We start from the raw sequence: 24,881 nt of genomic DNA on the forward strand, positions 1-24,881 counted from the left end.
GATGTCAGAAGACGGCAATACCGCTGCAGTCGGCCCCCGGAGACTGGCCCGGAGACTATCCAAGCAAACAACCCGTTGAGGAGCGGCGGGTTCCGCCGGGCTTATGCGAGCATGCATGTCCGAAGAATGCGGAGGCAACCGGGGAAGCCGGTGCCCGGTGGCACGCCAGGCTGGAGGCCTGTCAGCCAACGGATGAAGGCGGCCATGGCTGTCGACATCGAAATGTCGCAACCTGTGAATAATCACGCCGGCAGCGGCCCGTATCCGATGGTTGTGGGGACAGACGCTTTCATCCGATTGCGTGTCACGGCCAATCGTGTGAAAAATGAAAGCCGATCTGGTGATATCAGGCGCCAATACAGTTGAGCGCAGAAGTGGAGAGCCCTGTTGATGAATGCACCGCACCGCCAGAAACTGACGGTCGACGAGACTGCCGTGGTCGACAGCGCGATCACGACACGGCGCTCTGTCCGCGCTTTCCTGCCCGACAGCGTTCCCGAAAAAATCGTCAGGGATATCCTCGAAGTCTCCGCCCGTGCGCCCTCAGGCACGAACATGCAGCCCTGGAAGGTCTATGTGACGACTGGCCAGACGAAGCAGGCCGTGTCCGAAGTCATTCTCAATTCCGGAATCAGGGCGGAAAAAGCCGAATGGGACGAATACAAGTACTACCCGGACCATTTTTTCGAACCCTATCTTTCGCGCCGTCGCACTGTCGGCTTTGCGCTGTACAGCCTTCTGGGAATCGGACGGCGCGACGTGGACAGGATGCGCGCCCAGCACGACCGCAATTTCACCTTCTTCGACGCGCCGGTGGGGATGATCATCACCATCGATCGCAGGCTTGAGCGGGGCTCGTGGCTCGATCTGGGCATGTTCATCGAGAACATCATGATCGCCGCGCGGGGCAGGGGATTGCATACCTGTCCGCAAGCGGCTTTTGCGCCCTATCACCGTCAAATCCGCCCGTTGCTCGGCATGCCGGACGAGGAAGTCGTGGTTTGTGGTGTGGCGCTTGGTTATGAGGACGAACGCAGGCCGGAAAACCGGTTGCGAACAGAACGTGCGCCGCTGGAAGACTGGGCCGTCTTCCTGGACTGAGGAGCGGGCAAGGCACATGGTGTTGCAAGGTACAGGGCGGTTTTTCTCCCTTCTTCGGGCACTGGCTTTCCTGTCAGCCGTCGTGCTGGCCGGCTGGACCGGCTCGACCCATGCCCAGGTTGACGAAGCAAGCATCCTCTCCGAGAAACGCCCGGTCATCGAGGATCTGATCGCGACCATCGAAGACCTGAACGCATCTGTCGATGCGGTCAGGGACAGCGACAGCGGTCTGGTCAACGTGCAGATCGCTGCGGAGGATGCAGCCCGCGATCTGCTTAATGAATCGGTGGCGTTCCGTCCGCGTCTGTCGGAAATCAATGCCCGGCTGGAGCAACTCGGTCCGCCACCCGCCGATGGTCAGCCGCCAGAGCCGGAAAGCGTGACACAGGAGCGCAATCGCCTGCTCGCCGAGAAGTCGGCCATCAACGACCTGCTCGGACGGGCCGAGAACAGCTCGCTGGCGGCGAACCGGCTGGCCGACCGGATCAACACGATACGCCGTGACCTCTTCACGCAGGCACTGACCCGCCGCTACGACGTCAATTTCGGGTTATTCGGTGAAACACTCGCGGATTTCGAAAGCGAGTTGCGGCAGTTGTGGTGGACCGTTTCCAACTGGTTCCGTTTCGTTTCGACCTTCAAGGCACCGGCTGCGCTCTCGGCCACTTTCCTTGCGCTGGTTTGTGCCGCCTTTCTCATGATCGGAGGGAAGCGGGTCTTCGGACGGGTGATCCGGCCTGACCCTGCTGTCGAGGAACCCGGTTACCTGGCTCGCCTTTCCACGGCCTTCTGGTCGACATTGCTGCCTTCCGTTGCCTTCTGGGTTTTCCTGGCGGCGACCTATTTCCTTTTTGAACAGTTCGAGGTCCTGCGCCCCGGCATCGACCGCATCCTGTCCTCGACATTCGAAATGGCCGGTGTCGTTTTCTTCGTCAACCGGCTGGCGCGGGCCGTGCTCAAGCCGGCCATGCCAGCCTGGCGCCTCGTGGCGGTGGAGAGCCGGCCGGCGCGGCTCCTTTACTGGATCGCCACCGCGATGGCCTTCATTACCGGGTTCGACTACGTGCTGAACACGGTCAATTCGGTGATGATGTCGCCGCTGAGCCTGACCGTTGCCAAGGGCCTTTTCTCGACGGTCCTTCTGGGGCTGATCATCCTGGGCACAGGTTTCGTGCGCCCGACCACAACGGAGGAAGGCGTACCGCGGGCCTGGCCGATGCCCGTGCGGTTCCTGCTGTTTGGACTTGGCGCGGTGACGGTGATGGCGTCATTGCTCGGATTTGTCGGGTTCGCCCAATTCCTTGGCAAGCAAGTGGTGATTACCGGCGCAATTCTCGCGACCATGTATCTTGGCTTCAAGGCCGCGCAGGCCATAGCCGAAGAAGGCAATTTCGAGCGGACACTGATCGGTGGCCTGCTGTCAGGCGCGGGGCGAAGCGATGGCAAGACGCTGGATCAGCTTGGCCTCGTTGCAAGCCTGGCCATCAATTTCCTCGTCCTGCTGATCGGCGTGCCGATGATCCTTTTGCAATGGGGTTTCCAGTTTGCCGATATCCAGGCCTGGGCGCTCCGGCTGGCAACCGAAGTCACGATCGGCAATGTCTCTTTCTCGCTGGTTGGCATCCTGACCGGCATTGTCATCTTCCTGCTGGCCTATTTCGCCACCCGCTGGTTCCAGGGCTGGCTCGACGGGCATGTGCTCAGCCGCGGCCGGTTCGATGCAGGCGTTCGAAATTCCATACGCACGGCCGTGGGTTATCTTGGCGTTGCATTGGCGGTGCTGATCGGGATTTCGGTTGCGGGTATCGATCTCTCCAATCTTGCGCTCGTTGCCGGCGCCTTGTCCCTGGGCATCGGCTTCGGTTTGCAGAACATTGTTTCCAATTTTGTTTCCGGCCTGATCCTGCTCGCGGAACGCCCTTTCAAGGTCGGGGACTGGATCGAGGCGGGGCCATATATGGGCCTGGTGAAGAAGATTTCCGTCCGGGCAACGGAAATCGAGACCTTCCAGCGCCAGACGATCATCCTGCCGAATTCCGATCTCATCAACCAGCCCGTCGGCAACCGGACACATCGCAACCATCTGGGCCGCGTGGATATCGCGGTTGGTGTTTCCTACAACAGCGATCCGGCCGAGGTCCGGGACATCCTCATGCGCCTGGCGCGGGAGCACCGGCTGGTTTTGCGAAATCCCGAACCGGTCATCTATTTTGCCGCATTCGGGGCATCGTCTCTGGACTTCGAGCTTCGCGTCTACCTGGCTGATGTTTTTGATATCCTGATCGTCGAGACGGAATTGCGAATGGCCATCCATGCCGCCTTCAAGGAGGCCGGCATCGAGATTCCGTTCCCGCAGCAGGACATTCATATCCGCTCCGGCATGCCGGGCGATATTCGTGCTGTCGCCGATTCCCTGCGTGCCGAACCGGAACGCAGGGCCAGGGGAGACGCGGAACTGCAACCGGACCGGACCGAGGGAACACGTGACAAGCCGGGAAATGCGACGTGACATGCGGGCAAGCGCCACGATTGCCTGTTCAGGCGCCGTTCAGGTTGATCGTGTAGTCTGACAATAAAGGTGCAGAGCATGGCTCTGTCGCAAGAGGGACGGCCTTCGGCCGCAGGAACATGAAGAAACTGATTATCGCCGCAGTCATCCTGGCGGGCATGTCTGCACCGTCGCTGGCAGCAAGCCTGACAAACAAGGATGGCGATCCACACACACTTATCGTCACGGAAGGTGCGAACAAGGGTGAAATCACGGTCGCTGCCGGCGAATCCGTTTCGATTTGCCCGAACGGGTGCTTCGTGACCATGCCAAATGGCGATCGTGAAGCGCTGACGGGCGATGAGGCCATCGAGATCTCAAACGGCAAGGCGGTATTCAAGTAAGACTTGCGTCTCGTGCCTCTGCTCGTCAGTCATTGATAAAAGCCGGATAAAATGTCCGGCTTTTTCTTTTGCCCATTAACCGGCTATTGACTGTCCGCCATGAAACACACCCGCAATTCGCATGATCTATCGCTGAATTAAGTCTATTTCATCCGCTCTTCCCCATAGTCCGGCACAGATCCTGACTTTCGGGGAACAAAGCCATGGATGTGCGCAATGAAGCGGTGACCATACCGCTTGCGATTGATCTTGATGGGACATTGATCGCAACAGACCTTCTCTGGGAGGGGCTGTTCCTTCTGCTGCGGAAGAATCCCCTTTACCTGTTCATGGTTCCTTTCTGGATCGCTTCGGGCGGTCCTGCCCGGCTCAAGGGTGAGATTGCAGGGCGCGTCGTGCTTGATGCGGGGAGCTTGCCCTATCGGGCGGACGTCCTGGCGCGTATCCGAAGCGAGCGGGCGCGTGGGCGCCGCATCATACTTGCGACCGGTTCGCCACGCGCCTTCGCGGACGCCATAGCCGACCATCTCGGCCTGTTCGATGTCGTGCATGCGACGGAAAACGGAACCAACCTGACTGCCGGACGAAAGCGGAAGCTGCTCGTGGAGCACTACGGTGAGGCGGGCTTCGACTATGCGGGCAATTCGCGGCCGGACATTCACATATTCGATGTTGCGCGGCAGGCTATCGTTGTGGCGCCGGACAGGGCCGCGGCGAATTGGGGGCGGGCACACAATGCCGACCTGATAGAGAAACCGGCGGCCGGGTGGCGCGCCGTCGTCAAGATGCTGCGTGTCCACCAATGGCTCAAGAACACGCTCATCGCGGTTCCTGTCATCCTGAGCCATGAATATTTCAATGCGGTCATGGTGGTGCAATGCGTGATCGCTTTCATCGCCTTCTCCGCAACGGCATCAGCGATCTACATCGTCAATGATTTCTTCGACCTGCCGCTGGACCGCCAGCATGCCACGAAGTGCAAGCGCCCGTTTGCCTCCGGAGCGCTGTCGATTCCTTTCGGCCTGAAATCCGTTGCGGTCCTGCTGACCATTTCCGTCATCGCGGCCAGCCTGCTCGATCCGCTTTTCTGGCTTGTGCTTGGCGGCTACCTTGTCACGACGACAGCCTATTCGCTGTCGCTCAAGCGAATGCTACTCATCGATGTGCTGACGCTGGCCGGTCTCTACACGATGCGCATCCTTGCAGGTGCCGCGGCGACCGACACCGGGGTTTCCTTCTGGCTGCTTGCCTTTTCTGTCTTCTTCTTCCTCTCGCTTGCACTGGTGAAGCGTTTCGTGGAGCTGAAGGATACCGACATCGAGGAAGGCATCCGGCTGGCCGGACGGGGCTACCGGCGCGAGGATTTCGAGGTCATTTCGCAGGCGGGACTCGGAGCGGGGTTCGCCGCCGTGCTCGTTCTTGCGCTCTACATCGATTCCGACGCGGTCAAGGCCATGTATGCCACACCGTGGATGATCTGGCCGCTGGCGCCGCTGGTGCTCTACATCATCCTGCGCATATGGGTACTTGCCCGGCGTGGGGAGATGCATGAGGACCCTGTCGTCTTCATCATGCGGGATTGGCGCAGCCAGATGATGGCGGCTTTCGGCGCCATCATGCTCCTTCTGGCGCTCTGGTCGGGGCCTTGGGCATGACAGGGGATTTCCAGAGCTTCGGCCGTATCCGGATCGCGCGCCGGCGGGCCATCGGGCCTGCGGCCGCCCAGGCGCTGTTGCTTGACGGCAGCGCGGGGGCGGGCGGTATCCTGCCCTTTGGCAACGGCAGATCCTACGGGGATTCCTGTCACAATGACGGTGGCCTTCTGGCCGCGATGCGGGGGCATGCCGGAATCCTGTCATTTGATCCGGAAAGCGGCGTGCTGGAAGCGGCGGCGGGCACGACGCTGGCCGAGATCATTGCCCATTGCGCAGCGCATGGCTGGTTCCTGCCCGTCACGCCGGGGACCCAGCATGTGACGCTCGGCGGCGCCATCGCAAATGATGTCCATGGCAAGAACCATCACCGGCGCGGCAGCTTTGGCGCACATGTGGAGAGCATTGCGCTGGTGCGCTCGGACCTCGGTCGCCTGGACTGCTCGAAGGATGCCAATCAAGGGCTTTTTCGCGCCACCATCGGTGGCATGGGTCTGACCGGCCTCATCGTCAGCGCGCGCATCCGCATGATGAAGGTCGCTTCTCTGGATATTGCGGAAACGGTCATGCCGTTTTCCGGTCTCGATGCGTATTTCGAACGCGCGGAAGAAGCCGATGCGCAACATGAATATGCCGTGGCATGGATCGACCAGATGGCCAGGGCCGGACGGGCCGGGCAGGGGGTGCTGCTCGCCGGAAACCATGCCGCGAACGGCAATCTGGACGGCGCGGCGCGCAGACCGCGCCTGGCGGTTCCGTTCCAGCCGCCTGTCACGGTGCTGAACCGGCCTTTCCTGGCACTCTTCAACAAGGTCTATCGCGCGGCGCAGGTCCGCAAGGCCGGCCGGGACAACATCACCGGATGGCGCTCCTATTTCTACCCTCTGGATGCGGTCGGGCACTGGAACCGGCTGTATGGTCCGCGTGGACTGTTCCAGCACCAGAGCCTTGTCCCGGTTGATGCTGCCCGTGAGACGATTCCCCGGCTCCTGAGAGCCACGCACGAGGCTGGCCAGGGATCGTTTCTGACAGTCCTGAAGCGCTTCGGCGCCATGGCGCCGGCAGGTCTCCTGTCCTTTGCCCGCCCCGGATACACACTGACCCTGGATTTTCCCAATCGCGGCGCGGCGACGCTTGCGCTGCTTGGCGAACTCGACCGGATCACGCTGGGTGCCGGCGGCGCGGTCAATCCTTACAAGGATGCACGCATGGCACCGGAGACCTTCGCTGCGTCGTTTCCGAACTGGGAGAACCTGGAGGCATGGCGCGACCCGGCCTTCATGTCGGACTTCTGGCGGCGTACGGCGCTGCGCCTCGGCGAACACGGCCAGGCGAAGGAGGCCGCCGAGTGATGGTTACTGCTTCGCGAACAGAATCCATAAATTACAACAAGTGTCTGAATTCACGAAATATTATTCAGTATTTGCTACAGAATGAGCAGATGGGGAGTACGCGATGAAATACATACCGTTCATTCTGTTCACGGTCATGACAAATGCTGCGGCCCAGCTGATGCTGAAATATGGCATGTTGCAATTGGGCGAACTGTCCTTTGCCGGTGTGAACCCGGTTCTGAAGCTCCTGCAGATCGTTTTCAGCCCATGGATCTTCTTCGGGCTTTGCGTCTTCGTCATCTCCATGGCGTCGCATCTCTATGTGCTGTCGAAGGTCGAGCTTTCCTTCGCCTATCCCTTCCTGAGCCTGGCCTATGTCGCGGTCGCCGTCTTCGCCTACTACGTCTTCAGCGAGGACCTGAACGCGCTGCGCATGGCGGGCATCGGCTTCATCTGCATCGGCACGGTGTTGATCGCGCAGAGCGGCCGCGAACGCCCGGAAGCGACCGACACGGCCCAAGTCTCCGATACCACCATCCAGACAAGCGAGTTGACCCGATGAGACATATCATAATTGGCGGTGACGGTTTTGTCGGCCGCCATCTTGCGCCCAAGCTGATCGCCGATGGCGAAGAGGTGGTCGTGGCCGATATCGTGAAGTCGAACCTTGCGCATTATGCGCAGGCGCGTTTCGTCCATTGCGACGTGACGAAGCCGACGGATCTGGCCGAACTGGGGATCCGCGCCGATGACATGGTCTACAACCTGTCGGCCAAAATGCTTTCGCCGATCCAGGTGCGGGCCAAGCGGCACGCGTTCTTCTTTCCGGTCAACTACAACGGAACGGTCAACATCATCGAGGCCATGGACAGGGCGGGCGCGCCCAACCTCGTCCATTTCACCACGGACATGATCTACGGCCATACCGTGGTGACACCGATGACGGAGGATCACCCGGTTGCTCCGCTCGGCGAATACGGCTTGTCGAAATGGAAGACCGAGCTGCTCGCCCATGAATGGCGTGAAAGGGGCATGAACATCTCGCTGTTCCGGCCACGCCTGATCATCGGCCCGGGTCGTCTCGGCATCCTGTCAAAGCTGTTCAAGCTGATCGACCTCAACCTGCCGGTTCCGATGATCGGCTCCGGTCGCAATCCCTATCAGTTCATTTCCGTGTTCGATTGTGCGGAAGCCGCGCGACTGGCCTGGAAGGCGGGCGTACCGAACGAGGCCTACAATCTCGGATCGCTCAATCCGCCCCCAGTGCGCAAGCTGCTGGGCGACCTGATACGGCATGCCGGATCGAGATCCATCCTGCTGCCGACACCCGGATGGGCCGTGAAGCGGACGCTCGACCTTCTCGACCTTCTCAACATGCCACTGATGGACCCGGAGCAATATCTCATCGCGGACGAGGAATGCATCCTGGATGTTTCCAAGGGGGAGCGGGAGCTCGGCTGGGTGCCGCAATACCGCGACGAAGACATGCTCAACGCCGCCTATAGCGAATATCGCGCGGCAATCGACGGCAAGGCTGCCGCTGCTGGCGCCCACGCACCGGCCGAATAAGGAAGGAACGAGCAGATGACCGTCATGACAAAGCCCGAGACGACGCAGGCAAAGGCAGCCGTGGCCCATACACCGGACCTTGCTCCGGTTGCCCTGGCAAAGCCGGATCTCATGAGCGTTGCCGATGCCAAGGCCATGGATGTCTCGACCATGGCCGAGGAGTTCAAGGCACATATCAATCCCGGCCAGATGCATTTCATGAAGCTGCTCGGCTTTCACAAGGTGAAGGTGGAGAGCGCTCAGGGCATGTACTACACCGATCAGAACGGCCGGAAGATCCTCGATTTCTTCGGCGGATTCGGTTCGCTGGCGCTGGGACACAATCACCCGCGCATCCTCGCGGCGCGCAAGCAGTTCCAGGACGAGAACCGGCACGAAATCGCCATTGCCTTCATGTCGCAATATGCGGCGGCGCTGGCCCACAATCTCGCCGAGGTTTCGCCTGGCGACCTGGACATGGTGTTCTTCGGTTCGTCAGGCTCGGAGGCCATGGAAGCGGCGATCAAGCTGGCCGAGCGGGCGGCGGGACCGAAGCGGCCGAAGGTCGTGTATGCGCAGAATTCGTTTCACGGCAAAACCAAGGGTGTCCTCGGCATTACCGACGGGCAACTTTACCGTGGCGAGTTCCGGCTTGTGGACAACACCGTCCGGGTGCCGTTCGGCGACATCGAGGCCGTTGAGGCCGCTTTCAAGGCTGACCCGGAAATTGGCTCCATCGTGCTGGAAACACTCCAGGGCGGGGGCGGCATCATCGAGGCGCCGGCGGAATACTGGCAGCAATTGCGCGCGCTTTGCGACAAGCATGGCGTGATCTGGGTCGCCGATGAAGTGCAGTGCGGCTATGGACGAACCGGCCGCTTCTATGCGTTTGAACACTACGGCGTTGTTCCCGACATCACGGCGCTTGCCAAGTCGCTGGGTGGCGGCAAGACCGCCATGGCGGCGATGATCGCCAGGCGTGACATCTACATGAAGGCCTATGGCAGCCCCAAGACCGCGATGATCCATGCCCAGGCCACGTTTGGCGGCATCGGCGAGGCATGTGTGACCTCCATCGAGGCGCTCAATATTCTCTACGACGAGGATTTGATCGCCAACGCTGCATCGACAGGCGAATACCTGATCGGCGAACTGAAGCGCCTGCAAGCGAAATATCCCAAGATCATCAAGGATGTTCGCGGCAAGGGCTTCATGGTCGGCCTCGAATTCCAGGATTTCAGCCAGACGCTGCCTGCCATGCTGCGGCCGATGGTGGCGATGCTGGATGACAAGCTGAAGGGCTCACTCTCCGGGTTTGTCGGGGCCCTGCTGCTGAAGGACCACGATACGCTTGTTGCCTTCACCGAGTACAACCGCAATGTCATCAGGCTGGAGCCGCCGCTGATCGCGACGCGCGTCCATGTCGATGCGTTCATCGAGAGCTTCGACGAATTGCTCGGCCGCGGTGTGGTCGGCATCGTCAAGGATTTCGTCAAGAGCCAGGTGGGCTGATCCATGGCGCTGGAAACCGAACGCAGCGCTGGCGCGACAGGCAGCCGCGCCGACCCGCGGCCGGTCCTTCTGGCGCTGATTTCCATGCTTCTCAAGGGCTTCGGGCGTGCCTGGACCCGCCATGGTGCGTGGATCGGCCTTGTGCTTCTTGGCACCTTCTTCGGCGCGGTCATGCTGATCGGCTGGTTGCGGCCGGTCCATGCCTGGGACATGGTGGCTTACCTTGCTGCCGCGTGGAAGGGCGATTTCGCCACGCCGCAGGCCCTCCATCATGCCGTTTGGGAGGCCGTGCGGCTGGGAACGGAACCAGACCGGTTCGCGGTACTTGCGGAAGGCGATGCCTACCGGGTCCGCCAGTTCACCGACCCGCTTGCCTTCTACTCACAGCTCGGCATGTATGAAGTCAAATGGCTCTATGTGCAGATGATCCGGTGGATCGCTCCGTTCACGGGCGCGATGCAGGCCGGCTATGCGATCAATGTCGCGGCATGTGCCGGTCTGTTCGCCATTCTCGCATGGTGGCTTCATTCGGTGCGCATGCTCAACCTCGCGCCGCTGGTGATTGCGCTCCTCATGGTGGCCGGCTTTCCGGCACTTGCGATGGCGGAATCGCCCGATTTGCTGAATGTCATGCTGGTGGCGGCGGCACTCCTGCTTCTGGACCGGGACCGGATGATTGCAGGATCGCTGGTCGGCATTCTCGCGGTCGCCGTGCGGCCGGATTCCATCGTGCTCGTGGCTGGACTCATGGGCACGTTCTGGCTGTGGCGCCAACGAGGGGCGGCCGTGCTGGCAGTGGCATTCGCGGCCTGCGTGCTGGTCTATGCCGGTATCCAGTCAGTGACGGACCATCCCGGCTGGTGGCCGCATCTGTGGTTTTCGACCTATCACATGCAGGAAAACATGCAGGACTTCCGCCCGGATTTCTCGCTGAAAGTCTACGGCATTGCCTTTGCCTGGAACCTGGTCAGATCGGCCTTCGAAAACAGCTGGCTCGGCCTTTATATGGCGGGGCTGGCGGCATGGGCATTGCTGTCATCCGGCGGAATGTCATTCGGCCGGCGCCGCACAGCCTTGCTGGCTGCGGCGATGGGGGCCATCGCCCTCAAGTTCATGATCTTTCCGCTGCATGATGGCCGCACCTATTTCCCGATGCTTGTGCCGGCACTCGTGATCATGCTGGCGGAAACGCGCGATCGGGCGCGAGAGCGGGCGGGTGTCCCGCATGTTCCGCAATGATGCGGCGGCTGCCGCCAAGCCGGGCGCTCAGGTCATTTCCGCGATGAGATAGCCAACACCGGTCGTGGCCGTCAGTGTCGTGGCCAGCCTGAGCCAGGATTGCGAGACCTCCTCGTCAATCCGGAAAATGTTGAGCGGCATGAGGTGGCTGTGCGGACCTGCCTTCTCCATGGCCCGCGGGGCTTCCATGAAACATTCCTCGTCGAACCAGGCCCAGTCGTCGGCCCAGGTCCAGCAGCCATTTCGCCTGTAGACGTCGGCGACCTGTTCGGCATACGTCTTGTCGGTGGCAAGGCGTATGTACGCGCCTGGTGCCCGCTTGAAGTATTGCGTTGCAAGGGGCAAGGCCCGTTCCGTGCAATAGTTCGACATCCAGAGCGTGAAGCCGAGCTCCTCGCGCAAATCTTCCAGCACGCGGAAGACCTGCACGTGGTCTTCATGGCCGTATTCGCCCCATGGGTTGTGGGTAAACACGTTCATGCCCGGGTGCAGCATTGGTCTTATGGCGTCGCGGATGCGGCCGTAATTGGCCTCATAGAGGTCGCGGATGGGTGCCGGCGCCACCGGCAACTCATCCGATGTCATCTTGTTCATGACACGCTTTACCTGACGCTTGGCGTCGCGCAGCGCGGCCGTGTGACGGAAGGCGAGGCCGAATTCATCAATGACTGGTTGAGTCCAGTCCGCGCAGCCATAGCTGCCCGGCTCGTCAATCTCCAGACAGGTGACATGCGGATGCGGAATTTCTGCAATGGCCGCTTTCCGCCGTTCACAGAGTTCAGGCTGTGCCCAGAAATGGCGGAAAACGATAACCACCTGGTCCGCCTGGCGCATGATCGAGTTGAACCAAAGCAGTTCATCATCGGGATGAGCGCCAATAATGATTGAATTTTTCAGGAAATCCGGTCGCACACCCATCGGACATCCTCCTTTTTGATTTTACGTCATTGTGATGCTGTACCGGCGTTCGCGCGGCTGAAATTCTGCCAGGCGAGCGCCATGCGGCCGCGCAACGTCAAGGCCTTCTGCATGCCGTGAACGGGAATGGCGCGAGTGCCGAAATCGGTTTTGAACGGTTCATCCCCTATGGTGAAATCGAAGACCTTGCCGCCTTCGCGGCATCGTTCCTCGATGATTGCATCATACATCAGCAGACCTGGCGAATGCCGGCCGTGGGTCTCGTAGTCGCAGCCGATCAGCAGGTAGTGGAACCGGCCGGCGTGCTCGACGCCAAAGACATGACCGATCGGCTCGCCCTCCAGTTCAAGCCGGTAGATGGCGGCAAATCCTGAGGTCGTGCCTCTGGCGGCGATTTCCGCATAGAACCGGCGGACGGCGTCCATTGCGATCATGTCGCCCTTGAAGCGACCCTCGCGAAGGGTGGCAAGCAGTTCGATTTCCCGGGCAGCGCAAAGGGGATCGCTCATGCGCACAAGGCGCGCGCCGTCCATCCTGAAGAAGCGATTCTTTCGCCGTTTCAGATATTTGGCGAAGCTTGCGGAATAGGATGCCCGGCTCCACTCGGCATAGTTGGACCGAAGCGCCGTTTCATGGGATGAGAAATCGAGCCTGTTGGCCGACGCATCAAGGAACAGCTGCCAGAGCGGGACGTGCTCGGGGCGGATGTTCCTGATGCGCAAGATATCGTGCGGTCCGCAAGCGCGGGCTACCGCGCTGTGCAAGCCTGCTTGCGCTGCGATGTCGCCACGCCATGCCGGATCGACCACAGGCGCGCAATAGTCACTGACGCCAAGGTCGGCTGCCTCAAGCAGGGTGACGCCTTTCAAGCGCCGGCGAATCATCGGCAGAAGGAAGACAAGGACAGGCCCTGCGTGTCCCGTCACCAGCACGGGTTCAGCACCGCGCGCCGGTGCAAGTGTGCGGTAGAAGGTGTCAAGCCATGCCGGATGCTGGAATGCCGTCGCATCCGAGGCATTGAACAGCCGCGCGAAGTCCGGGCCGAGGGCCTGGCCGGGCGGTATCGCCGCCACCTTGATGGCGCTTCTGTCGCGGGCCAGCCTGTCCGGTTCCAACATCGCTCAAATACCCATATCCCGAATTACCCTTTTACCCGGAGCGCCTGAAGAAAAGGTTGCCGTGACGGTCAAGCGGATCGGTTTCGAACACGCGCCAAGTCGCGGCAGGTTTTCCAATTGTCGCAAACAGGATTTGGGTTGTGCGAGGCGGTGATTATGCTGGCGCGCAAATGGGTTCTTCAAATGCGGAGCAGCGGGTATGGCCAGGTTTCCGGAGCGGGCGCGGATTGTCATCATCGGTTTGGGCGGGATCGTGGGTGCGAGTGTCGCCCATCACCTGATCGAGCGCGGATGGGACGATATTGTCGGGATCGATACTTCGTCGGTTCCCACCGATATCGGCTCGACCAGCCATGCGTCCGACTTCTGCTACACGACGTCGCATGATCTGCTGTCGACCTGGATGACACTGTATTCCATCGACTTCTACGAGAAGCTGGGTCACTACGCACGCGTCGGCGGTCTCGAAGTTGCCCGCGTGGGCGATGACGAGCGCATGGCGGAGCTCAAGCGCAAGGTGGCATCGGGCAAGGCGTTCGGAACACGCGTTTCCATGATCGGACCCGCCGAAACCAAGGAGAAGTTTCCGCTTCTCGAAGAAAGCGTGGTTCAGGGGGCAATGTGGGATCCGGATGCCGGACTGGTCACGCCGCGTTCGCAGACAGTCGTCGGCAAGCTGGTCGACCAGGCCGAAGCGACCGGCAAGCTCAAGGTCTTCGCCAACACGCCTTGCACAGGGCTGGTGATCGAGGACGGGCGTATCAGGGGCGTCGAGACTGCGCGCGGGACGATCATGGCCGACCATGTCATCGTCTGTGCCGGGCTGTGGGGACGCATGATCGCTGCCATGGCAGGCGAGGATCTTCCGGTCATGCCCATCGACCATCCGCTCACCTTCTTCGGCCCCTACAACGAATTCGCCGGCACGGGGAAGGACATTGGCTGGCCTTTGCTGCGCGACCAGGGCAATTCCGCCTATATGCGGGACACGGGCGATCCGAAGACGCCGGAAGGCGGGCAGATCGAGTGGGGCTACTATGAGGAAAAGGAGCCGCGCCTGGTCCATCCGCGCGACCTGCTTCAAAAGCATGAGGCGCGTCTTTCGCCCTCACAGCGTGATCTGGACATGGAGCAGATCCTGGAACCGCTGGAGCGGGCCATCGAGTTGACACCGATCCTCGGCGAACTGGGCTACAACGAGGGTCATTCATTCAACGGTCTGTTGCAGGTCACCACCGATGGCGGCGCTTCGCTGGGCGAAAGCCAGAAAGTGAGGGGGCTGTGGTATGCCGTGGCCGTGTGGGTCAAGGACGGGCCGGCGGTCGGCAAGCTCATCGCCGACTGGCTGACCGACGGCGTGACGCCCATCGACATCCACGGGGCCGACGTCGCCCGTTTCTATCCGCACCAGCTTGCCGAGCAGTTCATACATGACCGTTGTTCCGAAACGGCCATGAAGGTCTACAATCCGGCAATTCATCCGCGCGAACCCTTTTCCAAGGGACGAAACATCCGCCGCTCGCCGTTCTGGGAGCGGGAGAAGGAACTGGGCGCCTATTTCATGGAGCTTGGCGGCTGGGAGCGCGCCCACGGCTATGCCTGTAACGAGCATCTCCTGGAGAAATACGGCAACCGGGTGCCGGTACGGGAAGACGAATGGGACAACCGCCATTTCTGGCGCGTTTCCAATGCCGAACATCTCGCCATGAGCGAGGATGTCGGCATGGTCAACCTCTCCCATTTCGCAATCTATGACGTGTCCGGGCCGGACCACGAAGCGCTGATGGAATATCTGTGCGCGGCGAAAGTCGGCGGCGACACGCCTGTCGGGCGCGGTATCTATACGCATTTCCTCGACGAGCGCGGCGGGGTTCGTGCGGACCTGACGGTCATCCGCATGGAGGATCGCTACAGGGTGGTCGACGGGGCCGATGCCGGGCCGCGCGACTTTACCTACATGAAGCGGGTCGCCGAGGACAAAGGCTTCGACGTGACGGTGGAAGACCGTAGCGAGGATTTCGGCTGCATCGGTGTCTGGGGGCCGAATGCCCGTTCGACGCTGCAGAAGCTGGTTGACGACCCTTCGCAGCTTGACGCAGCCAATTTCAAGTTTGCCACGACCAGGGAAATCCGCATTGGCGGTGTTCCTGTCACAGCCTTCCGCATCTCCTATGTCGGCGAACAGGGCTGGGAACTGCATTTCAGATACGAGGACGGCCTGGCCGTCTGGGACGCGCTGCGTTCTCTGGACATCATGCCTTTCGGTGTCGAGACCTATGCCAATTCGCGCCGCATGGAAAAGAGCTTGCGGCTGCAGAACGCCGATCTGCTGACCGACTACAACCTGCTCGAAGCCGGGCTTGCGCGACCAAAGGTGAAGGCGGCCGATTTCATCGGCAAGGAGGCGCATCTGAAATTTCGCGAACGGGCGCATCAGCCGGCCATGTTGTGTACATTGGTCATGGACGACAATGTCGATGCCCGGGGCGTCGCCCGTTATCCGGTCGGCACTTGCCCGATCCTCGATCCGGAGACGGGGGGAGTGCTGGTTGACGAGAAGGGACGTCGGTCCTACACGACCTCCATTGCCTTCGGGCCGACCATCGGCAAGAATATCGCACTTGGCTACATCCCCCATTCCCATGCCGTGGAGGGGCGCAGTCTCGCCATCGAGTATTTCGGAGAGACCTTCCCGGTAACAATTGCCGCGGTCGGCTACAATGCGCTGTACGACCCTGAAAACAACCGGCCGAAAAGCTGAGGAAAAGACCGCCTTGGCCTGACCGTGGCGTGGCGAACCTGCCCACGCCTTGACGCCTGCGGCTGATGCGATACCTTTTAGAAATCCGTTTAATGCGGATGAAGGCCTTTCGGGTCGCCCGGAAAGGCTTTGAGGGGGCTTGACGTCCGGAACCGTTTTCGGAGTTGGGCATGGAAAAGCTGTTCGCCAAGGCGCTTGCGCGCTATATCAGGATCGGCAGTCTGAAATTGAGATTGCCTTCAGGCGATCTGCATGTTTTCGGGGATGGTTCAGGTGCTCCTGCAACCGTTGTTTTCCGAAAACCGGGCACCTTGCGCCAGATGATGGCGGATCCCTCGCTTGGGTTCTCCGAAGGGTACATGAATGGCGATATCGATGTCGAGGAAGGTGATCTGCTCGATGTCATGCGCATTGCGTTTTCGAATGGCGATTATTCGCGCATGCTGGGTTCTCCGTCGCGCTTGCGCGCGGCCTTCAACTTCCTGGTGCGCCGGTTCTTCCAGATCAACACGGCGGCGCGCTCGCGGCGCAATGTCAGCCATCACTATGATCTGTCGGGAGAACTCTACAGGCTTTTCCTCGACCCGGACCTTCAATATTCCTGCGCCTATTTCGACCATCCCGGCCAAACCCTGGAAGACGCACAACTGGCCAAGAAGCGGCATATAGCCGCCAAACTTTGTCTCGATCCCGGGCAATCGGTGTTGGAGATCGGCAGCGGATGGGGTGGGCTGGCCCTCTATCTCGCAAAGCACCTGGAAGCCGATGTCTTCGGCGTGACCTTGTCGACCGAGCAATTGGAGGTTTCCCGCCAGCGGGCGAAGCAAGCGGGGCTCGATCAGCAAGTCCGGTTCGAATTGCAGGACTATCGCGAGGTTTCGCGGCGGTTCGACCGGATTGTCTCGGTCGGCATGTTCGAGCATGTCGGAGTCAACCACTACCGCGCCTATTTCGAAAAGATCGCGAAGCTGCTGAAAGACGATGGGGTCGCGCTGGTGCACACGATCGGCCGTTCCGGTCCGCCAACGGTCACTGACAGCTTCATCCGGAAACATATTTTCCCGGGCGGTTACATTCCGGCGCTTTCGGAAGTTGCACCGGTGGTGGAGCGCGCCGGTCTTGTGCTGACGGATCTGGAAGTCCTGCGGCTTCACTATGCCGAGACCCTCAAGGCCTGGCGGGCAAATTTTGCCAATGCGCGGAACCGAGTGACAACCATGTATGATGAGCGATTCTGCCGTATGTGGGAATTTTACCTGGTGGCGTCCGAAGCATCGTTCAGATGGGGCGATCTCTGCGTCTTCCAGTTCCAGCTCGCCCGCAACAAGGCGGCAGTGCCATTGACCCGTGACTATTTGCCGGGCAGCGAGGACGCGTTGCGCCAGAAAGACAGCGGCCAGAAACGCCGCAAATCGCGACAGAAAGGGATTGTAACATCAACACATTGATGTTTCGCCGATATCGGCCGGACCAATTGCCGCTTGCTTGAAGCGCTCCCTCAGCGGCGGCCGCGTGAAAAGCGGGTACGGGAAAGAGTGACCGGGAATTGCAGCTTTCTTTGTTGCTGGCGGTTTTCTGCACATGGGGGCACTATGGCATGATGAAATACACGCTTCGACTTGTGTCTTTCCTGATGGGGACAATGGTGCTGGCCGCGTCCGTCCGCGCGGATGCACAGGACGAAGTTGTTGACGTCGAACTCGTTCTGGCGGTGGATGTATCGCTGTCCATGATGCCCTTCGAGCTCGAAATCCAGCGCAAGGGATATGCCGCTGCGATCGCAGATCCCAGCGTTGTCAAGGCGATCCAGCAGGGCGTACACGGGCGTATTGCCGTCACATACCTGGAATGGGCCGGCAATTTCAGCCATCGACAGGTGGTGCCATGGACAATTGTCGCCTCAATGGCGGACGCCAAGGCATTCGCCGCCTCGATCACCTCCAATTCCGGACGCGGCATGCGGCGTACGTCGATATCCGGTGCGATTGACCAGGCAGCCAGCCTGTTCGAGGCGAACGGAATCCGGGGCCTCAAGCGAGTCATCGACATTTCTGGCGATGGTCCGAACAACCAGGGAAGGCCGGTCACGCAGGCGCGCGACGACGCGGTCGCAAAAGGGATCGTGATCAATGGCTTGCCGCTGATGACGCTCGATTCCTCGCCTTACGGATCATTCGATATTCCGGATCTGGATCGCTACTATGCCGACTGCGTGATTGGAGGCCCCGGGGCGTTCATGGTGCCTGTCGACGACTGGGAGCAGTTTCCAGCCGCCATCCGCCGCAAGCTCGTGCTGGAACTGGCCGGCCTGCCTTCGCCTGCACCAGTCGTGCTGGCTGCCACAGGAAGTGAAGTGGATTCGCGTTCCGACTGCATGGTGGGCGAGAAGATCTGGCAGAGGCGTTTCCAGATGTTCGAGGACAACTGACGTGCCGAACAGGGTAAAATGCCCGATCCATCATAAGATGTATGAATATCTAAAATACAACCAGATTAAGCCGATGTTATAAACTTGTGTGTCATCCACGGGCCGTAACCTTTTGAAACCGGTATCGGCAGGGACATGGAATATCGGCCAATCAGGAATTTCTTGAACTTCGTCGCCGCCGATCATGCGGGGACCGCCACGGACAATGCAGAATTCGTGAGGCGATTGCGGCAGGCGCAATTGGCGAGTGCCGGCAAGCAGGCTGGTTCCATGATCCTGGCTCATGCGGTTGGCGCCCTTTTCCTCGGCGCGGCCGTTCTGGGGCCCTGGAACAGGGCTTTTGTCGCCGCTTGGCTGACGGTGTTCCTGGCCGTGCTGCTGATCGTGCCGCTCAAGTCCCTGTTCGAGCGGGGACCGCTCCCGGGCCTGACAGCCATGAACGATGCCCAGTCGCTTTCGATGACGCGCTGGCAGATGAACATGATAGGCGTTCTCTGGTCGGTTGCCGCGATTGTGCTTTATCCGGGGGGAACGGAGCCCGAGAAACTGCTGGTGGCAATCGCCCTGACGGGGTCGATGGCGTCGGGTGCCATGGCACTTCATGCAATTCCGGCCATAGCCGTGTCGTTTGCGGGCATCATGGCCTTGGGGCTGATTGCAGCGATTTCCCTTGATGGCAGTCCTGTCGCGCTGCCACTGGCCTTGTTTCTGGCCTTCCTGTTTGCCGCGATCATGCATGCGGTCAATGAAACGGGGCGCGTTTTCGTGCAGCATCTCGTCCAGCAATATGAACAGGAAAAATCAAAGGAACTCTTTTCTGTCCTGTTTCGCGATTTCGAGGACAGCAGTTCGGACTGGATGTGGGAAGTGGATGAGAGCGGGCGCCTCAGCCATGTTTCGCCGCAATTCTTCGTTGATGAGCGTTTCAAGGGCCATTCGTTTGATGACAAGGTGATCGGCCGTCGTTTGCGCGATCCCAAAAGCGTGGTCCGTGGTGACAGGGTGCCGGCGTTGCATCGCGATGTGTTGACAGCGTTTCAGCGGCAAGCACCTTTCAAGGAAGCCGTTGTTGCCATTCATATCGCCGGCAAATGGCGTTACTGGAGGCTTTCGGGGCGGCCGGTTCATTCCTCCGACGGCCGGTTCCTTGGCATGCGTGGCGCCTGTTCCGACATTTCCGATTCCTTCGAGGCGGAAAGCCGCCTGCAATACCTTGCCATGCATGATGCCATGACCGGTCTGCCAAACCGCGAGAATTTCAGCCGTGCATTCGATGCTGCGCTGGCGGGGGTGCAGGCAGGTGGCGGTCAGGTGGCCCTGCTGGCGATTGACCTCGACAAGTTCAAGATGGTCAACGATACGCTCGGCCACCAGGCAGGCGATGACGTGTTGCGCGCGGTGGCCGAACGGCTTTCCGGCCTCAATGCACCAAACATCACCTTTGCCCGCTTCGGCGGCGACGAGTTCTGTGCATTTGTCACCGGGCCGGATGCCGGCCGGCGCGCGGAAGAGCTGGCGAGGGTGATCGTCGATGTGTTGGCAGAGCCGGTTGACTTGTCTGCCGGCATGGCCGAGATCGGTTGCTCGATCGGTATCTCTGTCTGCCCGCGAGACGGGATGACGGCAGAGACGCTGCATCGCAATGCGGATCTTGCCCTGTACAGGGCCAAGAGTGCGCCGATCGGCGCATGGTGCGTCTTTGAACCGATCATGGATGCCACGGCCCGGAAGCTTCAGGATCTGGAATACGAATTGCGTTCGGCACTCAAGCGAAACGAGTTCGAGCTCTATTTCCAGCCGCTGGTCGATTCGCTCACCCGGGAGATAACCTGTTATGAAACCCTGCTGCGCTGGAACTCCGCGCGTTTCGGGCGGGTGCCACCCACGGAATTTATCCGGATCGCCGAGAAAACGGGCCTGATCCACGAGATCGGCGAATGGGTCATCGGCCGCGCCTGTTTCGAAGCGGCGCAATGGCCCATGCAGGCCGCGGTCGCCGTCAATCTGTCGCCGCGCCAGTTGGAAGGGTTCAGGCTGTTGAATACAGTCAAGACGGCGCTCGACAGCAGCGGTCTTCCGGCCTCGCGCCTGGAACTGGAAGTCACCGAATCGGCGCTCGAAGCGGAGCCGGATCATGCGGCCGGACTATTGCACCGCCTGCGTTCGGTCGGCGTCAGGATCTCGCTGGACGACTTCGGGACCGGATATTCCTCGCTCTCCTACCTGGTTCGCTTCCCCATCGACAAGCTCAAGATCGACAAGAGTTTTGTCCAGAACGCGATGTGTTCGGAGCAGAATCTGGCCATCGTGCGGGCAATCGTGTCTTTGGCGCGGTCCATGAAGGTCCGGACCACGGCCGAAGGCGTGGAGACAGAAGAGCAGGCGGCGTTTCTCCGCCTTGAAGGGATAAACGAGTTCCAGGGCTATCTCATAGGGCGTCCGAAGCCTGCTGCCCACATGGCAGCCGAAGCCGCCTGCCGCGCGATCAAGCGCGACGCCGGCTGAACCGGCCGATCAGCCTTTGGCGCTTGCCTGCCGGCTCTTCCTGTTCGCGCGCTCCTGCTGCGGTGAGCGGCCATGGACCTCACGGTAGCATTTGGAAAAATGGGAGGCGGAAACGAAACCGCAGGCAACCGCCACCTCGACAACCGGCATGTTGGACTGCAAAAGCAGGTGACGGGCCCGGTCAAGGCGGATTTCCAGATAATATCTCGCTGGCGAACGCCCCATTTCCAGCCTGAAGAGCCGCTCGATCTGGCGGCGCGACAGGCCCGCGTGGTCGGCGATTTCGACCAGGGACAGTGGCTCGGAGAGATGGGCCTCCATCAACTCGATGATGGACAGGACCTTCGAGTTCTGCACGCCCAGACGAGCGCGCAGCGGCAGGCGCTGGCGATCGGTCGACGAACGGACACGGTCGGTCAGCAACTGCTCGCATACGGCATTGACCAGACCCTCGGAATAGTCCTGGCGGATGCGGTCCAGCATCATGTCGAGCGATGCAGTTCCGCCTGCGCAGGTGCAGATGTTGCCATCCACCTCGAAAAGGTCGGCATGGACATCGACCTTGGGGAAGGCCTCGGCAAAGCCCGGCAGGTTCTCCCAGTGGATCGCGGCCCGTTTGCCGGACAGCAGGCCGGCGGAAGCAAGGATATGTGCGCCAGTGCAAAGACCACCCACCATGACGCCGCGATTGGCCTCTTCGCGCAGCCACGCGTTCGCGGCCCTGGAGACATGCTCTTCGACATTGATGCCGGAGCAGACAAAGATCATCGATGGACGCCCGGCACCCGTCATGAGGCGGCGTTCCTGCTCAAGACTGGTCGAAACCGCGCATTCCACGCCGTTGGATGCCTTGACCGGATGTCCGTCTATGGAGGTAAGGCGCCAGGTATAGACTTCCTCGCCGAGAATCCTGTTTGCAAGCCTGAGCGGCTCGATGGCCGTCGTGAAGGCTATCATGGAGAATTCCGGAACGAGGAAGAAAACGATCGTACGTGGCGATTGCATGTCCATCCTGCCCACTCCCGTTTTCTCGAACTTGTTCTTGCTTGCACAACCACGGCAAGCAGGCGGAAGACGCGACTTCAACCGATCAGGCCATACGGGTCAAGTGGCGCTTTGGGGGTCTTGTTGTCCTGAGTCAAGCGGTCAGATTGAACTTTCTGGCAAATTGCCGAACATGGTCACCATGACAGCAACGAAAGGCAGGGGGTGTCGCGTGGAGGGGGAAGATTTCACGATGGGAATCGAGGAGGAGTATCTCCTCGTCGATGCGCAGACACTCGATCTGGCAGCCGCTCCGGATGCCCTGATGCGCGATTGCGCGGCGGAACTGGAGAGCCAGGTTTCTCCGGAATTCCTGCAATGCCAGATCGAGGTGGGGACCCGCGTCTGCCGTTCCTCGGCCGAGGCGCGCTCGGATCTTGCGCATCTGCGCCGCACGATCATGGAGGTGGCCGGCCGTTATGGCTTGAAGCCGTTGGCGGTCTCCTGCCATCCCTTTGCCGACTGGCACAAGCAGCACTTTACCGACAAGGAACGCTATCGCGGACTGGAGCGGGATCTGGCGGGCGTCGTACGCCGGATGCTGATTTGCGGCATGCATGTCCACGTCGGCATTGCCGATGATGAGGCCCGGATCGACCTCATGGGGCAATTCAGCTATTTTCTGCCGCATCTGCTCGCGCTGTCGTGTTCCTCGCCTTTCTGGAAAGGCGATGACACCGGCTTGTCTTCCTATCGGCTGACCGTGTTCGACAACCTGCCGCGGACAGGCATGCCGCCGGACTTCGCCTCCTTCGCGGAATACCAGCGTTCGCTCGGGCTGCTGACCGGCTGCGGGCTTATCGAGGATGCCACGAAAATCTGGTGGGATGTCCGGCCGTCGTCGCGCTTCCCCACACTGGAAACGCGGATTTGCGATGTCAGCCCGCGGCTTGATGACGCCATTGCGATAGCGTCCATGGCGCGTTGCCTCATTCGCAAACTCACGCGCCTCAGGAAGAAGAACCAGCGCTGGCGCATCTACGATCGTTTCCTGCTCGGCGAGAACCGGTGGCGCGCGCAGCGCTACGGGATGGCGGAGGGACTGATCGATTTCGGAAGGCGTGCGGTTGTGCCCTTCGGCGATCTTCTGGAGGAAATGATCGAACTGACGGAAGAGGATGCCGCCCATTTCGGATGCGAATCGGAAATCCGGCATTTGCGCACCATGCAGGAGCGTGGATCTTCGGCTGACCGGCAGCGTGCCGTGTTCACATCCGCGATCGGGCAGGGGGCGGACCGTCAGGAAGCCCTGTGCGCGGTCGTGCAGTCGCTGGCAGATGAGTTCGGCGAGGGGCTTTGACCTCTTGCAAGCGAACGCCTGACGTGAAAACGCCGCCCGGGAGAGCGGCGTTTCAACTCATGGCTGGCAAGACCTTCATCAGCGACGCGCCCGGTCGAGATGCGGGTTGCCAATATCATTGCGCAGATGCTCCGGCAGCCGCTCGATCATCAGGCGGGTGCGTTCGCGCGTGCGATGCGCCTCGAGGCGCTGCATGTAGTGGCGAAGGTTGAACATTTCTCGTCTCCATATCCGGACCTGGCCAGGATGCATCTGTGACAGCGCGTCCCTCCTGTCTGGTTGCTTGTCTCTATGGCGAAGGGATACGGGCTTCTGGCGGGGAAGCGACGCGGAATTGCCGCCACGCGACCTTGCTGACGGCCCTTTCTCCGGGCTGTTGAAACCGGTGTCTCAGGCCATGTGGTCTGCGCGGAAATAGCCGATATCCTTTTGTATTTCGCCGGGCAGGGCATCGAGAATGCGTTGTGTACGGTAGCGGCGATACCGCTCGGCGGCGCGGGAAATCGTCGTGCTTATCGTGGTGCGGCGGACTGTCATGGGAGGTCTCCTTTCCGTCTTGCTGACGGGGAGACGATGCCCCTTGACTTGTGTTCAATCAAACGAAAAGGTGTGAATCGATCATTCAGAAAAAATGAAAGACGCGTCATGGGACAATCGCCACTCATCGATACCGATCTCTTGCGCACCTTCGTGGCCATAGCTGAAACCGGCAGCTTCACCCAGGCAGCCGAACAGGTGTTGCGTACGCCATCGGCGGTTTCCATGCAGATCAGGAAGCTGGAGGACTTGCTTGGCAAACCGCTCTTCGTGCGCGATAGCAGGTCGGTCTATCTGACTGCCGATGGTGAAATGCTGCTGGCCTATGCCCGGCGCATCCTGGCGCTCAATTCCGAAGCGGTATCGAAATTCATAGCGCCAGAAGTGGCAGGCGAGGTGCGGATGGGCGCGCCGGACGATGTATCGGAACGATATCTGCCCGACATGCTGCGCCGTTTTTCGCAAAGCCATCCCGGCGTGACGGTCAACGTCGTCGTGGAGAACACGAACCAGTTGATCGACCGGCTTGGCAAGGGGGAACTCGACCTGGCGATGGTGACATGTGGTGTCCATACGGCGGACAAGCAGGTGGACGTGCTGATGGAGGAGCCCTTGGTCTGGGCCTGCCTGAAAGGTGGATGCGCGGCGTCGCGGGATCCGCTGCCAGTGTCGGTCTGGGAAGACGGATGTTCCTGGCGAGGTGCTGCTCTGGGTGGGCTTGAACACGCCGGCCGCAGCTACAGGATCGCTTTCCAGACCGCCTACATCTCGGGTCAGCGCGCGGCCATCCTTGCGGATCTGGCCATTGCGCCGATGCCGGCTTCGTCGATCGCCGATCCCATCGTGGCGGCTCGACCAAGTGAAAACCTGCCGCCGCTGGGGACGTATCAGCTCGGCCTCATGGTTCGCGGCAACCCCAATTCAGCCGTCGATGCGGCGGCCGGTCATCTGCGTGCCTGTTTTGCGATGAAGGCAGCGGCCTGAGAACGGAT

General features: G+C 60.6%; 22 protein-coding genes. 16 read left to right on the forward strand and 6 right to left on the reverse strand.

Features of this window, described 5'->3' with window-relative positions:
• Window positions 1-204 precede the first annotated feature (204 nt).
• The 10 genes from R3D65_RS11250 to R3D65_RS11295 all read left to right on the forward strand — a co-directional run bounded on the left by R3D65_RS11250 (window position 205) and on the right by R3D65_RS11295 (window position 11,278).
• On the forward strand, window positions 205-366 hold the full coding sequence (locus tag R3D65_RS11250; protein WP_371275307.1) for a hypothetical protein: 162 nt from the start codon (window positions 205-207) through the stop codon (window positions 364-366).
• Window positions 367-390: 24 nt separating this feature from the next.
• Complete coding sequence (locus tag R3D65_RS11255; RefSeq protein ID WP_371275308.1) at window positions 391-1,101, forward strand: nitroreductase; 711 nt, start codon at window positions 391-393, stop codon at window positions 1,099-1,101.
• Between the two features lie 16 nt (window positions 1,102-1,117).
• Entirely contained in the window at window positions 1,118-3,610 is a 2,493-nt protein-coding gene (locus tag R3D65_RS11260) for a mechanosensitive ion channel domain-containing protein (protein ID WP_371275309.1), read from the forward strand.
• A 119-nt stretch (window positions 3,611-3,729) separates the two neighbouring features.
• Entirely contained in the window at window positions 3,730-3,993 is a 264-nt protein-coding gene (locus R3D65_RS11265) for a hypothetical protein (protein ID WP_371275311.1), read from the forward strand.
• 203 nt (window positions 3,994-4,196) lie between these two features.
• The gene (locus tag R3D65_RS11270; protein WP_371275312.1) at window positions 4,197-5,648 is read left to right on the forward strand and encodes a UbiA family prenyltransferase; all 1,452 of its coding nucleotides are present in this window, start codon (window positions 4,197-4,199) and stop codon (window positions 5,646-5,648) included.
• Entirely contained in the window at window positions 5,645-6,997 is a 1,353-nt protein-coding gene (locus tag R3D65_RS11275) for an FAD-dependent oxidoreductase (protein WP_371275313.1), read from the forward strand. Before R3D65_RS11270 ends, R3D65_RS11275 begins: the two co-directional genes overlap by 4 nt.
• Before the next feature lie 103 nt (window positions 6,998-7,100).
• Window positions 7,101-7,541, forward strand: a complete 441-nt coding sequence (locus R3D65_RS11280; RefSeq protein WP_371275314.1) for a transporter — start codon at window positions 7,101-7,103, stop codon at window positions 7,539-7,541.
• Window positions 7,538-8,548 (forward strand): NAD-dependent epimerase/dehydratase family protein, encoded by a 1,011-nt coding sequence (locus R3D65_RS11285; protein WP_371275315.1) that lies wholly within the window; start codon window positions 7,538-7,540, stop codon window positions 8,546-8,548. Before R3D65_RS11280 ends, R3D65_RS11285 begins: the two co-directional genes overlap by 4 nt.
• Window positions 8,549-8,563: 15 nt before the next feature.
• Entirely contained in the window at window positions 8,564-10,039 is a 1,476-nt protein-coding gene (locus R3D65_RS11290; protein WP_371275316.1) for an aspartate aminotransferase family protein, read from the forward strand.
• Between the two features lie 3 nt (window positions 10,040-10,042).
• Complete coding sequence (locus R3D65_RS11295; RefSeq protein ID WP_371275317.1) at window positions 10,043-11,278, forward strand: hypothetical protein; 1,236 nt, start codon at window positions 10,043-10,045, stop codon at window positions 11,276-11,278.
• 27 nt (window positions 11,279-11,305) lie between these two features.
• On the opposite strand, the gene R3D65_RS11300 is transcribed toward R3D65_RS11295, so the two are convergent.
• Window positions 11,306-12,196, reverse strand: a complete 891-nt coding sequence (locus tag R3D65_RS11300) for a hypothetical protein (RefSeq protein WP_371275318.1) — start codon at window positions 12,194-12,196, stop codon at window positions 11,306-11,308.
• Window positions 12,197-12,222: 26 nt separating this feature from the next.
• Window positions 12,223-13,314 carry a GNAT family N-acetyltransferase gene (locus tag R3D65_RS11305; protein WP_371275319.1) on the reverse strand — a complete coding sequence of 364 codons (1,092 nt, stop codon included), beginning with the start codon at window positions 13,312-13,314 and terminating at the stop codon, window positions 12,223-12,225.
• Window positions 13,315-13,513: 199 nt separating this feature from the next.
• Here R3D65_RS11305 and R3D65_RS11310 point away from each other — a divergent pair, with 199 nt between their 5' ends.
• The 3 genes from R3D65_RS11310 (at window position 13,514) to R3D65_RS11320 (ending at window position 18,503) form a co-directional block, all read left to right on the forward strand.
• Window positions 13,514-16,075, forward strand: a complete 2,562-nt coding sequence (locus tag R3D65_RS11310; protein WP_371275320.1) for an FAD-dependent oxidoreductase — start codon at window positions 13,514-13,516, stop codon at window positions 16,073-16,075.
• A gap of 170 nt (window positions 16,076-16,245) precedes the next feature.
• On the forward strand, window positions 16,246-17,523 hold the full coding sequence (locus R3D65_RS11315) for a class I SAM-dependent methyltransferase (protein ID WP_371275321.1): 1,278 nt from the start codon (window positions 16,246-16,248) through the stop codon (window positions 17,521-17,523).
• Window positions 17,524-17,672: 149 nt separating this feature from the next.
• Entirely contained in the window at window positions 17,673-18,503 is an 831-nt protein-coding gene (locus tag R3D65_RS11320; RefSeq protein WP_371275322.1) for a DUF1194 domain-containing protein, read from the forward strand.
• Window positions 18,504-18,533: 30 nt separating this feature from the next.
• On the opposite strand, the gene R3D65_RS11325 is transcribed toward R3D65_RS11320, so the two are convergent.
• Window positions 18,534-18,788, reverse strand: a complete 255-nt coding sequence (locus R3D65_RS11325) for a hypothetical protein (protein ID WP_371275323.1) — start codon at window positions 18,786-18,788, stop codon at window positions 18,534-18,536.
• Here R3D65_RS11325 and R3D65_RS11330 point away from each other — a divergent pair.
• A complete protein-coding gene (locus R3D65_RS11330; protein ID WP_371275324.1) occupies window positions 18,774-21,008 on the forward strand; it encodes a putative bifunctional diguanylate cyclase/phosphodiesterase in 2,235 nt (744 codons plus the stop codon). The genes R3D65_RS11325 and R3D65_RS11330 overlap by 15 nt on opposite strands.
• 9 nt (window positions 21,009-21,017) lie before the next feature.
• Here R3D65_RS11330 and R3D65_RS11335 read toward each other — a convergent pair whose 3' ends face one another.
• Complete coding sequence (locus tag R3D65_RS11335) at window positions 21,018-22,013, reverse strand: GlxA family transcriptional regulator (RefSeq protein ID WP_371275325.1); 996 nt, start codon at window positions 22,011-22,013, stop codon at window positions 21,018-21,020.
• 181 nt (window positions 22,014-22,194) lie between these two features.
• Between R3D65_RS11335 and R3D65_RS11340 the strand changes: the two genes are divergently transcribed.
• A complete protein-coding gene (locus R3D65_RS11340; RefSeq protein ID WP_371275326.1) occupies window positions 22,195-23,352 on the forward strand; it encodes a carboxylate-amine ligase in 1,158 nt (385 codons plus the stop codon).
• Window positions 23,353-23,430: 78 nt separating this feature from the next.
• Here R3D65_RS11340 and R3D65_RS11345 read toward each other — a convergent pair whose 3' ends face one another.
• Both R3D65_RS11345 and R3D65_RS11350 read right to left on the reverse strand, forming a co-directional pair.
• Window positions 23,431-23,568, reverse strand: a complete 138-nt coding sequence (locus R3D65_RS11345) for a hypothetical protein (RefSeq protein ID WP_371275327.1) — start codon at window positions 23,566-23,568, stop codon at window positions 23,431-23,433.
• 174 nt (window positions 23,569-23,742) lie between these two features.
• Entirely contained in the window at window positions 23,743-23,889 is a 147-nt protein-coding gene (locus R3D65_RS11350; protein WP_371275328.1) for a hypothetical protein, read from the reverse strand.
• A gap of 108 nt (window positions 23,890-23,997) precedes the next feature.
• On the opposite strand from R3D65_RS11350, the gene R3D65_RS11355 reads away from it, so the two are divergent.
• Window positions 23,998-24,873, forward strand: coding sequence for a LysR family transcriptional regulator (locus tag R3D65_RS11355; protein WP_371275329.1), 876 nt, complete (start codon window positions 23,998-24,000; stop codon window positions 24,871-24,873).
• Window positions 24,874-24,881 lie beyond the last annotated feature (8 nt).

This window comes from Zhengella sp. (assembly GCF_041397485.1).
Classification (GTDB): domain Bacteria; phylum Pseudomonadota; class Alphaproteobacteria; order Rhizobiales; family Rhizobiaceae; genus Zhengella.

Excerpts from the sequence above, each read along its gene's own strand:
- R3D65_RS11250 (WP_371275307.1), top strand. The coding sequence starts at position 205 with ATGGCTGTCGACATCGAAATGTCGCAACCTGTGAATAATCACGCCGGC.
- R3D65_RS11255 (WP_371275308.1), top strand. The coding sequence starts at position 391 with ATGAATGCACCGCACCGCCAGAAACTGACGGTCGACGAGACTGCCGTG.
- R3D65_RS11260 (WP_371275309.1), top strand. The coding sequence starts at position 1,118 with ATGGTGTTGCAAGGTACAGGGCGGTTTTTCTCCCTTCTTCGGGCACTG.
- R3D65_RS11265 (WP_371275311.1), top strand. The coding sequence starts at position 3,730 with ATGAAGAAACTGATTATCGCCGCAGTCATCCTGGCGGGCATGTCTGCA.
- R3D65_RS11270 (WP_371275312.1), top strand. The coding sequence starts at position 4,197 with ATGGATGTGCGCAATGAAGCGGTGACCATACCGCTTGCGATTGATCTT.
- R3D65_RS11275 (WP_371275313.1), top strand. The coding sequence starts at position 5,645 with ATGACAGGGGATTTCCAGAGCTTCGGCCGTATCCGGATCGCGCGCCGG.
- R3D65_RS11280 (WP_371275314.1), top strand. The coding sequence starts at position 7,101 with ATGAAATACATACCGTTCATTCTGTTCACGGTCATGACAAATGCTGCG.
- R3D65_RS11285 (WP_371275315.1), top strand. The coding sequence starts at position 7,538 with ATGAGACATATCATAATTGGCGGTGACGGTTTTGTCGGCCGCCATCTT.
- R3D65_RS11290 (WP_371275316.1), top strand. The coding sequence starts at position 8,564 with ATGACCGTCATGACAAAGCCCGAGACGACGCAGGCAAAGGCAGCCGTG.
- R3D65_RS11295 (WP_371275317.1), top strand. The coding sequence starts at position 10,043 with ATGGCGCTGGAAACCGAACGCAGCGCTGGCGCGACAGGCAGCCGCGCC.
- R3D65_RS11300 (WP_371275318.1), bottom strand. The coding sequence starts at position 12,196 with ATGGGTGTGCGACCGGATTTCCTGAAAAATTCAATCATTATTGGCGCT.
- R3D65_RS11305 (WP_371275319.1), bottom strand. The coding sequence starts at position 13,314 with ATGTTGGAACCGGACAGGCTGGCCCGCGACAGAAGCGCCATCAAGGTG.
- R3D65_RS11310 (WP_371275320.1), top strand. The coding sequence starts at position 13,514 with ATGGCCAGGTTTCCGGAGCGGGCGCGGATTGTCATCATCGGTTTGGGC.
- R3D65_RS11315 (WP_371275321.1), top strand. The coding sequence starts at position 16,246 with ATGGAAAAGCTGTTCGCCAAGGCGCTTGCGCGCTATATCAGGATCGGC.
- R3D65_RS11320 (WP_371275322.1), top strand. The coding sequence starts at position 17,673 with ATGATGAAATACACGCTTCGACTTGTGTCTTTCCTGATGGGGACAATG.
- R3D65_RS11330 (WP_371275324.1), top strand. The coding sequence starts at position 18,774 with ATGATCCTGGCTCATGCGGTTGGCGCCCTTTTCCTCGGCGCGGCCGTT.
- R3D65_RS11325 (WP_371275323.1), bottom strand. The coding sequence starts at position 18,788 with ATGAGCCAGGATCATGGAACCAGCCTGCTTGCCGGCACTCGCCAATTG.
- R3D65_RS11335 (WP_371275325.1), bottom strand. The coding sequence starts at position 22,013 with ATGCAATCGCCACGTACGATCGTTTTCTTCCTCGTTCCGGAATTCTCC.
- R3D65_RS11340 (WP_371275326.1), top strand. The coding sequence starts at position 22,195 with ATGACAGCAACGAAAGGCAGGGGGTGTCGCGTGGAGGGGGAAGATTTC.
- R3D65_RS11345 (WP_371275327.1), bottom strand. The coding sequence starts at position 23,568 with ATGTTCAACCTTCGCCACTACATGCAGCGCCTCGAGGCGCATCGCACG.
- R3D65_RS11350 (WP_371275328.1), bottom strand. The coding sequence starts at position 23,889 with ATGACAGTCCGCCGCACCACGATAAGCACGACGATTTCCCGCGCCGCC.
- R3D65_RS11355 (WP_371275329.1), top strand. The coding sequence starts at position 23,998 with ATGGGACAATCGCCACTCATCGATACCGATCTCTTGCGCACCTTCGTG.